This window comes from Vogesella facilis, assembly GCF_042648525.1.
In the GTDB taxonomy this organism is placed as follows: Bacteria; Pseudomonadota; Gammaproteobacteria; order Burkholderiales; family Chromobacteriaceae; genus Vogesella; species Vogesella facilis.
The window spans coordinates 185,539-198,024 of the sequence record NZ_JBHRXN010000011.1 but is presented as its reverse complement, the minus strand read 5'-3'; the positions used below and the strand labels follow the sequence as shown (position 1 = coordinate 198,024).

Below are 12,486 nucleotides of genomic sequence, written 5' to 3'. Positions count from 1 at the left end.
CGCCACCTGAAGAAATCGGTGCTGGAGCTGGGCGGCAGCAACCCCTTCATCGTGCTGGCCGATGCCGACGTGGAGGCCGCCGCCGCCGAGGCCGCGCATTCGCGCTTCCGCGACGCCGGCCAGAGCTGCAACGCCGCCAAGCGCATGATCGTGGTGCCGCAGGTGGCCGATGCCTTTATCGAAGCCTTCCTGCAACACGTGGCGGCGCTGGTGCCCGGCCACCCGGCCGACGCCGCCACCACCCTGGCACCGCTGACCCGCGCCGACCTGCGCGAGGCGCTGCACGCCCAGGTGATCGATGCGACGCACAACGGCGCGCGGCTGCTGGCCGGCGGCGTGATGCCGCACGGCGTCGGCTTCTACTATCCGGCCACGGTGCTGGACGAGGTCAGCCCGGCCTGCCGTGTCTACCACGAGGAAGTGTTCGGCCCGGTGGCCAGCATCCTGCGCGCTCGCGACGAGGCCGACGCCATCCGCCTGGCCAACGACACCCCGTTCGGCCTCGGTGCCACCATCTTCAGCGCCGACACCGAACGCGCCTGGCGGCTGGGCCGCGATATCGAGGCCGGCGCGGTGTTCATCAACCGCTACACCAGCTCCGACCTGCGGCTGCCGTTCGGCGGGGTGAAGGCCTCCGGCTACGGCCGCGAGCTGTCCGAGTTCGGCCTGTACGAGTTCGTCAACGTCAAGACCTACTGGCAGAAGTAAACCGCTGCGGCCAACGTGAAAGGTTGGCCGCATGCAACCAAATGCCGGCGCCCCGGTCGCAGCCAGTCTGCCTTTTGCCGCCGGATCGCCATGCTGCCACCGCCCTCCTCCCGCCCGCGCACCGCCTGGGTGCGCGTCGCCCTTGCGGCCAACCATCTGCACCACCACACCCTGGGCGAGGCTATCGGCCGCCACCCGCGGCAGCAGCTCACCTGGCTGGGCCTGCTGGCCTTGCCGCTGCTGCTGCCGCTGAGCATTCCCGGTATGGCCACCACCGTGGCGGCGTTCTGCGTGCTGGTGGCGGCCAGCATTTTTCTTGGCCGCTGCCTGCCGCTGCCACGCTGGCTGCAGCAGCGGCGGCTGCCGGGCAGGCTCAGCGCGCCGCTGGCCCAGCAGGTGGCGCGGCTCACCGCCCGGCTGGCGCGCATCAGCCAGCCGCGGCTGCTGCGGCTGTCCGACGTGCGCAGCCGCCGCCTCAACGGCGTGATGCTGGCGCTGGCCGGGCTGGCGATGCTGACGCCGGTGCCGATGGTGTCGTTCGACAATGTGGTGCCGGCGCTGGCCACCGTGCTGCTGGCCTGGGGGCTGCGGGTGCGCGACGGCCGCATGCTGCTGGCCGGCTATGTCGTCACCGTGCTGGCGTGGGGCTATGTCGCGCTGCTGTGGTGGCTGGGCGCCGAGCTGCTGCGCTGGCTGCTGGCGCTGCCGCAGCAGCTGGGCTGGTAGCCATTCCGGCGCGGGCGGCAGCCGCGTATGATCGCGTTTTCAGCCCGCCTAGCCTTTCCCGATGAGCAACCTGATCCTGTACGGCAACCGCGATTCCGGCCACAGCTACAAAGTGCGCCTGGCGCTGGTGCTGGGCGACCTGCCGCATGAATACCGCCATGTCGATCTGGCCACGCCGCGCACAGCGCGCCCGGACGAATTCCGCGCCGCCAGCCGCTGGGACGAGGTGCCGGCACTGCTGGTGGACGGCGTGGCGCTGGTGCAGTCCAACGCCATCCTGCAGTGGCTGGCGGAAAGCGAAGGCGTGCTGGCCGGCCGCCCCGGCGACAAGCAGACCATCCGCGAATGGCTGTGCTGGGAGGCCAACCGCATCGGCCTGTCGCTGCCCAATCTGCGCTTCGCGCGCCTGTTCGAGCCGCAGCCGGCCGAGGTGCAGGCCTGGCTGGAAGCGCGCTGCCGCCGCGACCTGGACGTGCTGGACGCCCAGCTGGCGCAGCAGCACTACCTGCTGGCCAGCGGCCTGAGCATCGCCGACGTCTCCGCCAGCGCCTACCTGTGGTGGGCGGCGGATGCCGGCATCGACGTAAAAGGTTGGCCGCATGTCGCCGCCTGGCTGGCGCGCATCGCCGCGCAGCCGGGCTGGGAGCATCCGGACAACCTGATGGCACCGGATTTCGCCGAGCCGGAAGACAGCGACGCCTGAGCGCACCGTAAAGAGAACCTGCCGATGACCGATCTCCTCGCCCGCCTGGCCGCCATCGTTGGTGCGGCCAACCTGCTCACCCGCGAGCACGATGTCGCCCCCTTCGTTACCGATTACCGCGGCCGCTATCACGGCCGGCCGCTGGCGGTGGCGCTGCCGGCCAGCACCGCCGAGGTGGCGGCGCTGGTGCGGCTGTGCGCGGCCGAGCACATCGCCATCGTGCCGCAGGGCGGCAACACCTCCACCTGCGGCGCCGCCACCCCGGACGGCAGCGGCCGCCAGCTGCTGATCGCCATGCGGCGGCTGAACCGGCTGCGCAACGTCGACGTGGCGGGGCGCGCCATCACCGTGGAAGCCGGCATGGCACTGGCCGCGGTGCAGCAGGCGGCGGCGGATGCCGGCTGCCTGTTCCCGCTGTCGCTGGCGTCGGAAGGCAGCTGCCAGATCGGCGGCAACCTGGCCACCAATGCCGGCGGCCTGGCGGTGCTGCGCTACGGCACCATGCGCGAGCTGGCGCTGGGGCTGGAGGTGGTGCTGCCGGACGGCACGGTGCTGGATGCATTGTCCAGCCTGCGCAAGGACACCAGCGGCCTGGACGTGAAGCAGCTGTTCATCGGCGCCGAAGGCCAGCTGGGGCTGATCACCGCCGCCACGCTCAAGCTCTACCCGCAGCCCACCGCCCGCGCCACCGCCATGCTGGCGGTGGACAGCGCCGAGCAGGCCATCGCCACCCTTACCGCGTTGCAGAACGCCTTTGGCGACCGGCTCACCACCTTTGAAATGATGTCGGAAGCCTGCCAGCGGCTGCTGGACAAGTACCAGCCGGGCAAGGTGCCGTTCTTCGCGCCGTGGGCGCTGCTGGTGGAGCTGTCGGACAGCGGCGCGCCGGCAGTGCTGGAGGCGGCGTTCGAGGCCTGGCTGGCGCATGCGGCCAACCTTGGCGACGGCGTGCTGGCGCGCAGCGAGGCGGAGCGTGCGCGGCTGTGGCAGCTGCGCGAGGACATGTCGGAAACGCAGAAGCGCGACGGCGCCAGCATCAAGCACGACATCGGCGTGCCCAGCTCGGCAATACCGGCCTTCCTCGCCGCTTGCGACGCGGCGCTGCAGGCGGCGTTTCCCGGCGTGCGCATCATCGCCTTCGGCCATGCCGGCGACGGCAACCTGCACTACAACATCAGCTATACCCGGCCGGGCAATGCCGCGCTGTTCGACGACGAGGACGCGGTGAACGCCATCGTCTATGAGCACGTTTACCGCCAGCGCGGCACGCTGGCGGCCGAGCACGGCGTCGGCCAGCTCAAGGGCCACTGGCTGGCGCGCTACAAGGACCCGGCGGCGCTGGCGCTGATGCGCAGCGTGAAACGCGCCATCGACCCGCAGGGCATCATGAACCCGGGCAAATGGCTGTAAGCGCCGCCCGCCGCGCGCGCCGACACTAGCCACGGCCCGGCCCGCCGGCGTGGTGCCCGCGCCCCCGCCCGAGCGCTGCGGACTCCCGGCGCAGTAATGACATTGTTTTGTCAGACTTTGCGACTACCCTGAAGCTATAGCCAACTGCCCCGGGTTCGCTGCCATGACCACGTCCGCCGCCAGCGACCCGCTGCTGCTCGCCCTGCTGGAAACCGCTCCCATCGGCATCGCCGTGCTGGACCGCGCGCTGCGCTACCTGCACATCAACCAGCTGCTGGCCGATTCCAACGGCCACAGCATCGCCCACCACATCGGCCGCGCGCCGCGCGACGTGCTGCCGGACGTGGGCGAGCAGCTGGAAGCCATCATGCGCGACGTGATGGCCAGCGGCCAGGCGCGGCGCAACTTCGAGGCCAGCGCCGAGGTGCCGCCGGGCTCCGGCCAGTACCGGCTGTGGAACGCCAGCTACCACCCCTACCTGCAGGATGGCGCGGTGGCCGGCATCGTCGCCATGGTGGAGGACGTCACCCACGCCCGCGACACCGCGCGCCGCCTGCGCCAGAGCGAGCAGCACATCCGCCGCGTGCTGGATAGCCTGTTCACCTTCGTCGGCGTGATCGCGCCGGACGGCACCCTGCTGGAAGTGAACCGCGCGCCGCTGGAGGCCGCCGGCATCAGCCTGGACAGCGTGCGCGGCCTGAAGCTGTGGGACACCTTCTGGTGGAATTTCAGCCCCGAGATGCAGCAGCTGGCGCACGAGGTGGTGACCACCGCCGCCGCCGGCGACACCGTGCGCCGCGACATCGAGGTGCGCATGCAGGACGACAGCCGCATGACGCTGGATTTCATGCTGGCGCCACTGCGCGACGACAGCGGTGAGATCACCCACCTGGTGGGCTCGGCCAACAATATCAGCGACCGCACCCGCAGCGAACAGGCGCTGCGGCAGAGCGAGACCCACTTCCGCCAGGTGGTGGAAGCCACCCCGGACGCGCTGATGATGGTGGACAGCCACGGCGTGATCCGGCTGGTGAACGGCCGCATGGAAGAGCTGTTCGGCTATACCCGCGACGAGCTGATCGGCCAGGGCTTTGCGCAGCTGCTGCCGGACAGCGTGCGCAACCAGCACCAGTCGCTGGTGCAGCATTTCTTTGCCAGCCCGTCCACCCGCGACATGGCCAACCGCAAGCCGCTGTTTGCCGTGCGCCGCGACGGCTCCAGCTTTCCGTGCGAGATCGGCCTCAACCCGCTGGAGATCGACGGCCAGCTGCTGACCCTGGCCTCGATCACCAATGTCACCGCGCGCTACCAGGCGCAGCAGGCGATGGAAAAGGCGCTGGCGGAAAAAACCGTGCTGCTGGGCGAGGTGCACCACCGGGTGAAGAACAATCTGCAGGTGATCTCCAGCATGCTCAACCTGCAGGCGCGCAACGCCGCCGCGCCGGTGCGGGTGGCGCTGGTGGAAAGCCAGAACCACGTCAAGTCGATGGCGCTGATCCACCAGCTGCTGTACGAGCGCAGCGACTTCTCGCGCGTGCCGCTCACCACCTACCTGGAACGGCTGCTGATGCTGCTGCAGCACTCGTTTGCCGACAGCCAGCGCAAGGTGACGGTGCAGTTTTCCCCGCCGCCGCAGGAGGTGTTCCTGGAGCTGCAGCAGAGCATCCCGCTGGGGCTGCTGGTGAACGAGATCATCACCAATGCCTTCAAACATGCCTTTGCCGAGCGCGAGCACGGCACACTGACGCTGACGCTGCAGCCGGACGAGCCGGACAACCGCCTCAGCATCCGCGATGACGGCGTGGGGCTGCCAGCGGAGGTGGCGCTGGGTGAGAGCCGCACCCTGGGCTTCCAGCTGCTGCCGATGCTGGCCGACCAGCTGCAGGGCCGGCTAGAGGTGCACAGTCAGCCGCAGCAGGGCACGCACTTCGTGCTGCACTTTCCCTCGCTGGTGGCCGGAGACACGCCATGAGCCATCGCATCCAGATCGTCGAGGACGAGCGCATCGTGGCGCTGGATCTGAAAGAATGCATCCGCAGCCTGGGCTTCGAGGTGGTGGACATCAGCGCCTCCGGCGAAAAGGCCATCGCCCGCGCCCGCGAACTGCGCCCGGACCTGACGCTGATGGACATCCACCTGGACGGCCCGATGAGCGGCACCGAGGCCGCCGCCGTGCTGCGCCAGGAGCTGGACATCCCGGTGGTGTTCCTCACCGCCTATGCCGAGGAAAACACCCTGAAAGCCGCCGAGCAGAGCGCGCCGTACGGCTACCTGCTCAAGCCGTTCGAGCTGCGCGAGCTCAACGCCACGCTGCGCATGGCGTTCTCCTGCCGCGCCGCCGAATCGGAAACCCGCGACCAGCACCGGCGGCTGGAAATGGCGATCGAAACCGCCAAGCTCGGCATCTGGGAATGGGATACCCAGCAGTCCACCTTCTTCAGCCAGGGCCACATCCAGCAGCTCACCGGCATCCGCCCCGGCACGCTGCGCGACAATGCGCCGTCGTTCATGCGCCTGCTGGCCAAGACCGACCGCGACAAGCTGCTGACCATGCTGCAGCAGCGCGGCCAGGCGGAGATGATCGCCAGCCTGCAGCGCCCGGACGGCGAGGCGGCGTGGGTGGAGCTGAACGCGCGCGAATTCCACGGCCAACCTGCCGGCCACACCAAGCTGGTGGGCGTGCTGCGCGATGTCACCGAGCGGGTGCAGATGGAGGAAAAACTGCGCCAGGCCAGCGCGGTGTTCCACACCACCGCCGAGGGCATCGCCATCGTGTCGCCACAACGGCAGATCCAGATCGCCAACCCGGCCTTCCTGCGCATGACCGGCTACAGCCTGGGCGAGCTGCTGCGGCAGGACATCGACCAGCTGCTGCACGAGCGGCAGCACAGCGTCGAGTTCTACCAGCAGCTGGCGCAGCAGCAGCACGGGCTGTGGAACGGCGAGATCCTGTGCCGGCGCAGCGGCGGCGAGCTGTTCCCGGTGTGGGAGCACATCTGCGCGGTGCACGACGACAGCGGCCAACTATCGCACTTCATCATCGCCTGCTCGGACATCTCCGGCATCCACAACGCACAACGCGAGCTCAACCACATGGCCTTCCACGATGCACTGACCGGGCTGGGCAACCGCCACCTGCTGCAGGAGCAGCTGGAAATCGAACTGGACCGCGCACTGTGCCACCAGCAGCCGCTGGGCCTGGTGTTCATCGACCTGGACGGCTTCAAGCTGGTGAACGACAGCCTGGGCCACGCCGCCGGCGATCGCCTGCTGCAGATCGTCGCCGCGCGCATTAAGGAAACCATCCGCCGCGGCGACATCGCCACCCGCTTCGGCGGCGACGAATTCTTCATCGTCTGCCCCGGCAGCGGCGAGGAGGAATGCACCGCGCTGGCCAGCCGCCTGATCGCCAAGCTGGAAACGCCGATCCTGCTCAGCGACGAGCCGGTGGTGATCAGCTGCAGCATCGGCATCGCGCTGTTCCCGCAGCACGGCCAGGAAATCGACAAGCTGCTGCGCGCCGCCGACAGCGCCATGTACGAGGCCAAGATCCAGGGCAAGCGCCGCTTCTGCCTGTTCAACGACGGCATGGCCGACAAGGTGCGGCTACGCATGCAGACCGAGCAGCGCCTGCGCCAGGCCATGCACCGCCAGGCGTTCGAGCTGCACTACCAGCCACTGATTTCGCTGAGCGAGGCGCAGCTGGTGGGCTTCGAGGCGCTGATCCGCTGGCGCGAGCCGGACCGGCTGATCTTCCCGGACAGCTTCATCACCATCGCCGAGGAATGCGGGCTGATCCACGACATCGGCGAGTGGGTGCTGCGCAGCGCCTGCAAACAGGCCAAGCAATGGCAGGACGGCTACCCGCGGCCGCTACGGGTGGCGGTGAACGTGTCGGCACGGCAGTTCGCCGCGCCGGACTTCGTGCGCAAGGTGGGGCTGATCCTGCTGGAAACCGGGCTGTACCCGCACTTGCTGGAGCTGGAGGTGACCGAGAGCACGCTGCAGATCATGGAAGACAGCCAGCGCGTGCTGGGCGAACTGAAGGCGCTGGGGGTGAGCATCGCCATCGACGACTTCGGCACCGGCTACTCGTCGATGGCGCTGCTCAAGCACCTGACCATAGACCGACTGAAGATAGACCGCTCCTTCGTGAAGGACACGCCGGAAGCGGTGCGCGACTGCGCCATCTGCCGCGCCATCGTTACGCTGGCGCACAGCCTGATGCTGAGCATTACCGCCGAAGGGGTGGAAACCACGGAGCAGGCGGATTTCCTCGCCAAGATCGGCTGCGATACGGCGCAGGGTTACCTGTTTGCCAAACCCTTGCCGCAGGAGGCGCTGGCCGAGTACCTGACGCTGTGGCAGGGACGGCTGGCGGAATGATGCCCGCCACGCGGACAAAAAAAATCCCCTGAGGGTTTCCGCAGGGGCCAACACGAGGAAGAAACATCTCGCCGGCGAGGGGCCGGATCGATGCTTCGAGGGGCTAACACCACAAAAACCTTTCGGCTTGAGTGCGCTGCACAATTTAGCGTAATTGCTCTAGGTTGTCCATTTTTTTATCAGGGACTTAGCTGTCATAAGACGGCAGATACGCCCGGTTTCAGTCTTTTACCGGCCGCTTGGCCAACATGCGCTGCAGGCTGCGCCGATGCATGCCCAGCGCCCGCGCGGTGGCCGACACATTGCCGTCGTGCGCCGCCAGCACCCGCTGCAGATGCTCCCAGCTCACCCGCTTCAGCGACATCGGCGCGGCCAGCGGCGCCTCGGGGTTGGCCGCAGGCTGCCCCAGCGCCGCCAGGATGTCGTCCAGCGTGGCCGGCTTGGCCAGGTAGTTCACCGCTCCCAGCTTTACCGCCGCCACTGCGGTGGCGATGCTGGCATAGCCGGTCAGCACCAGCACCCGCGCCGCCGGCGCCGCGGCCAGCAGCTGCGGCAGCAGGCGCAGGCCGCTGTCGCCGGCCAGGTTGAGGTCGAGGATGATGCCGTCCGGTGGCGGCTGCAGCGCGGCCAGCGTCGCCTGCGGGTCCGCCGCCTGGCGCACCGTCAGGCCACGGCGGGTCAGGCCGCGCGCCAGCACCGCGGCAAAGGTTTCGTCGTCGTCGATGATCAGGATGTTGTGCATGGCGTGCTCAGCTTGCTTCCGCCAGCGGCAGGCGCAGCGTGGCGCGTACGCCGCCGGCGGCAGCGTTATCCAGTTGCAGTTCGCCGCCCAGCTGCGACAGCGTGGCGTGCGACAGCAGCACCCCCAGCCCCAGCCCGGCCGGCTTGGCGGAGTCCAGCGGCGCCAGCCCGGCCCGCTGCAGCTGCGCCGCGCTCAGGCTGCCGCGGCGGTTGTGGATCTCCAGCCGCAGCCAGCCCGGCTCCAGCGCCACGGTCAGCTCCACCTCGCAGGCAGCCGCCTCACCGTTGGCCGCAGCATCGGCGGCATTGTTGAGCAGGTTGAACAACGCCGGCCAGAAGCGCGCATCCAGCCGCAACGCCGGGCCGCCCTGCAGCAAGCCGTGGCGGATCAGCGTCACCTGCGGCCGCGTGCTGTGCCAGCCCTGCAACTGCTGCGCCAGCTGCTGGCATAGCGGCAACGCCACCGCGTCGCCGTCGCTGCCGGCCTTGAGCTGCGCCAGCGCCGCTCGGCACAGCTGCAGCTGGCGCTGCATCAGTAGCAGGTCGTCGCGCAGCGGCCCATCCGCCGCGTGCAGCAGCTCATCGCACAACAGGGTCAGCGTGCCCAGCGGCGTGGATAGCGCGTGGGCGGCGCTGGCCGCCTGCACCCCCAGCCCCACCAGCTGCTCGTTGCGCAACTGCGCCTCGCGCGCCGCCGCCAGCGCCGCCTCGCGCTGCAGCAGCTGCGCCATCAGGTAGGACACGAACAGCGTCAGCAGCAGCACCGACAGCGCGAAGGTCAGCCACATGCCCACCAGGTGCAGGCGGAAGGCGTAAGCGGCATCGTCGCCAGCCAGCGGCCATGGCAGGTGCCAGGCGAACAGCAGCGCATAGGCGGCCAGACTGCTCAGCGCCAGCGCCCAGGCCTGGCGCGGTGGCAGCAACAAGGCGCCGAACAGCACCGGCGGCAGGTACAGCGAGGCCAGCGGGTTGGCCGCACCACCGCTGAAGGCCAGCAGCTCGGTCAACACCAGCACATCGGCGGCCAGCCCCAGCGCCAGCAGGTGCTGCGCGGCCACCCCACGCCGCGCCAGCCATGGCAGCAGCAGATTCAACAGCGCCAGCGTGGCCAGCGCCTGCAGCAGCGGCAGCCAGGGCAACGCCAGCTGCCGCGCCTGGCACAGCGCCAGCAGCAGTAGCGCGCCGCCGAGCATCGCCCAGCGCAGCAGACTCAGGCGCGGCAACACGGCATCCAGCCGGCCGGCGGACAGAAACGGGGAAACGGAAGACATCATGGCCGGCACTTTAGCACCGCGGCGGGGGCGTGGCGCCGGCTGCGGCATTTTGTCGCAGCACGTCGCGGCGTAGGTTGCGGTTGAGCGAAGCGAAGCCCAACGTTTACTGCGTTGTTTTAGTCGTGTTGTAGGGTGTGGAATCCGCTGTGCGGATGATGTTTAAAGTCGCCGGTTCCGCCCGGCGTACGGGATCGGGGGCGTGCCGCCGCCCCCTCCACCCCCGCGCGCCGGCCAGTTAGATAAACCACGGGTCCGCGAAACCCCGGCCAAAAAGGCATTCGCCAGGCGCCGGCAATTCGCCGTTTGCTAACGTCAAACGGCTCAGGTGCCGCCTTAAAACCTGGCGAACACCATTTTGACCGGCGCTCCCCGTGGGGCAGTTTGGGCGCTACACGACGCCGGCCGCATGCTTTGAAATGGCTAGACCGCCAAGACGATATCGCCTGGCAGCAAACGTTGGCCGCATCATCCCCGCTTACAAACGCCCGATCACCGCATCGCAGAACCCGGCAGTGCCGGCCGTGCCACCCAGATCCGGCGTGCGGGTGCCGGCGGCCAGCGTGGCGCGCACCGCCTGCTCCAGCCTGGCGGCCAACTCGGGCAGCCGCCACCAGTGTCGCAACAGCATCGCCAGCGACAACAGGCTGGCCACCGGGTTGGCAATGCCCTGCCCGGCGATGTCCGGCGCCGAGCCATGCACCGGCTCGGCAATGGCCGCATCCGCCCCCAGGTTCAGCGAGGCCGCTACGCCCAGCCCGCCGCCGCACGCCGCCGCCAGGTCGGACAGGATGTCGCCGTACAGATTGGGCGCCAGCAGCACATCGAAATCCTGTGGCGCCTGCGCCAGCTTCAGCGCGGCGGTGTCCACCAGCAGCTCGTCCACCGCCAGCTGCGGGTAGCCGGCCGCCACCTGGCGCGCCGCATCGCGAAACAGCCCGTCGGTGAGCGGCAGGATATTGGCCTTGTGCACGATGGTCAGCCGCCGCCGGCCGGCAGCCACCGCCAGCTGGCAGGCGGTTTGGGCCACCCGCTGCGAGGCGGCGCGGGTGATGCGCTTGATGGCGGTGGCGGTGTCGCCGTCGGACTGCTCCTCGCCGATGTACAGGTCTTCGGTGTTCTCGCGCACGATCAGCAGGTCGATGCCGGCGGCACCGCAGCCGGGCAGGCTCAGGGTTGGCCGCAGGTTGGCGTGGCAGCCCAGCTCACGCCGCAGCTGCACGATGGGCGAGCGGTAGCCAGCCACCTGGTGCGCCGGCGAACTGACCGCGCCGAAGATCACCGCGCCGCAGTCGCGTGCCACCGCCAGCGTGGCGGCCGACAGCGCCGTGCCGTGCTGGCGGAAGGTGTCCCAGCCGGCGTCGGCGGCCACGGTCTGCAGCCCCGGCAACAGCAGTTGCAGCACCCGCAGTGCCTGCGGCACCACCTCGCGGCCGATGCCGTCGCCGGCAATTACGCACAGTTTCATCGCCCTGATCTCTCGTCGTTGTTGTTGCATAGCAACATAACGCGGCCGCCGTTAGCCGGCAAGCCAGGCTGTCGGACAGCCTGACAGCCGCGCCCCGCCTGCTTGTTGGGAATCTATATCATTATATAAATTGAGCAATATCAAAAAAGGCAATAAAGACAGAACCTTTCCGTCCAAGCAGTTATTTGGCAGCTGAGTTAGAATACGCGCCTGTTGAATTACTGCCGCATGCTAGAGACCACCAGACATGGCTACCCTCACGACCGAAACCGTCCAGTCCGTACATCACTGGAACGACACCCTGTTCAGCTTCACCTGCACCCGCGACCCGGGTCTGCGTTTCATCAACGGCCAGTTCGTGATGATCGGTCTTGAGGTGAACGGCAAACCGCTGATCCGCGCCTATTCCGTGGCCAGCGCCAACTGGGAAGAACACCTGGAGTTCTACTCCATCAAGGTGCCGAACGGCCCGCTGACCTCGCGCCTGCAGCACCTGCAGCCGGGCGACAAGGTGGTGATCTCCGGCAAGCCCACCGGCACCCTGGTGCAGGACAACCTGCTGCCGGGCGCCAAGCACCTGTTCCTGCTGTCCACCGGCACCGGCCTGGCACCGTTCATGTCCATCATCAAGGATCCGGAAGTCTACGACCTGTACGACAAGATCTTCCTGATCCACGGCGTGCGCTGGGTGAGCGAGCTGGGCTACCACGACTACATCACCAAGGAACTGGCCGAGCACGAATATCTGGGCGAGCTGGTGCGCGAGAAGCTGGTCTACTACCCGACCGTGACCCGCGAGCCGTTCCGCAACCAGGGCCGCCTGACCGACCTGATCAAGAGCGGCGAGCTGGCCAAGCAGCTGGGCATCCCGCAGTTGAACCCGGAAACCGACCGCGCGCTGCTGTGCGGCAGCCCGGCGATGCTGGACGACACCTGCCACATCCTGGACGAGCTGGGCTTCCAGGAATCGCCGCGCATGGGCGAGCCGGGCCACTACGCCATCGAGCGCGCCTTCGTCGAGAAGTAAGCACACAAGCGGCCCCTGCGGCCAAGCTTGTCCCCATCACACCCCG

At 68.6% G+C, this 12,486-nt stretch carries 10 protein-coding genes; 7 read left to right on the top strand and 3 right to left on the bottom strand.

Going from position 1 to position 12,486, the window contains the following annotated elements; translation table 11 throughout:
- The 6 genes from ACFOLG_RS06350 to ACFOLG_RS06325 form a co-directional block, all read left to right on the top strand.
- A partial coding sequence (locus tag ACFOLG_RS06350) for an aldehyde dehydrogenase family protein (RefSeq protein WP_386089732.1) occupies positions 1-708 on the top strand: 708 nt, incomplete at its 5' end.
- A gap of 90 nt (positions 709-798) precedes the next feature.
- On the top strand, positions 799-1,434 hold the full coding sequence (locus ACFOLG_RS06345; protein ID WP_386089729.1) for an exopolysaccharide biosynthesis protein: 636 nt from the start codon (positions 799-801) through the stop codon (positions 1,432-1,434).
- Between the two features lie 61 nt (positions 1,435-1,495).
- Positions 1,496-2,137: a glutathione S-transferase family protein gene (locus ACFOLG_RS06340; protein WP_386089726.1), complete on the top strand. Its 642-nt coding sequence runs from the start codon at positions 1,496-1,498 to the stop codon at positions 2,135-2,137.
- Positions 2,138-2,161: 24 nt separating this feature from the next.
- Positions 2,162-3,547, top strand: coding sequence for an FAD-binding oxidoreductase (locus ACFOLG_RS06335; protein ID WP_386089723.1), 1,386 nt, complete (start codon positions 2,162-2,164; stop codon positions 3,545-3,547).
- Between the two features lie 163 nt (positions 3,548-3,710).
- Positions 3,711-5,519: a sensor histidine kinase gene (locus ACFOLG_RS06330; protein WP_386089721.1), complete on the top strand. Its 1,809-nt coding sequence runs from the start codon at positions 3,711-3,713 to the stop codon at positions 5,517-5,519.
- Positions 5,516-7,933: a two-component system response regulator gene (locus ACFOLG_RS06325; RefSeq protein ID WP_386089719.1), complete on the top strand. Its 2,418-nt coding sequence runs from the start codon at positions 5,516-5,518 to the stop codon at positions 7,931-7,933. The genes ACFOLG_RS06330 and ACFOLG_RS06325 overlap by 4 nt, the downstream gene beginning before the upstream one ends.
- 220 nt (positions 7,934-8,153) lie before the next feature.
- Here ACFOLG_RS06325 and ACFOLG_RS06320 read toward each other — a convergent pair whose 3' ends face one another.
- From ACFOLG_RS06320 to ACFOLG_RS06310, 3 genes are all read right to left on the bottom strand, one after another.
- Positions 8,154-8,675, bottom strand: coding sequence for a response regulator transcription factor (locus ACFOLG_RS06320; RefSeq protein ID WP_386089717.1), 522 nt, complete (start codon positions 8,673-8,675; stop codon positions 8,154-8,156).
- 7 nt (positions 8,676-8,682) lie between these two features.
- Complete coding sequence (locus ACFOLG_RS06315; RefSeq protein WP_386089715.1) at positions 8,683-9,948, bottom strand: ATP-binding protein; 1,266 nt, start codon at positions 9,946-9,948, stop codon at positions 8,683-8,685.
- Between the two features lie 475 nt (positions 9,949-10,423).
- Positions 10,424-11,413 (bottom strand): isocitrate/isopropylmalate dehydrogenase family protein, encoded by a 990-nt coding sequence (locus tag ACFOLG_RS06310; RefSeq protein WP_386089713.1) that lies wholly within the window; start codon positions 11,411-11,413, stop codon positions 10,424-10,426.
- Between the two features lie 247 nt (positions 11,414-11,660).
- Here ACFOLG_RS06310 and ACFOLG_RS06305 point away from each other — a divergent pair, with 247 nt between their 5' ends.
- A complete protein-coding gene (locus ACFOLG_RS06305) occupies positions 11,661-12,440 on the top strand; it encodes a ferredoxin--NADP reductase (RefSeq protein WP_386089710.1) in 780 nt (259 codons plus the stop codon).
- Positions 12,441-12,486: the final 46 nt, after the last annotated feature.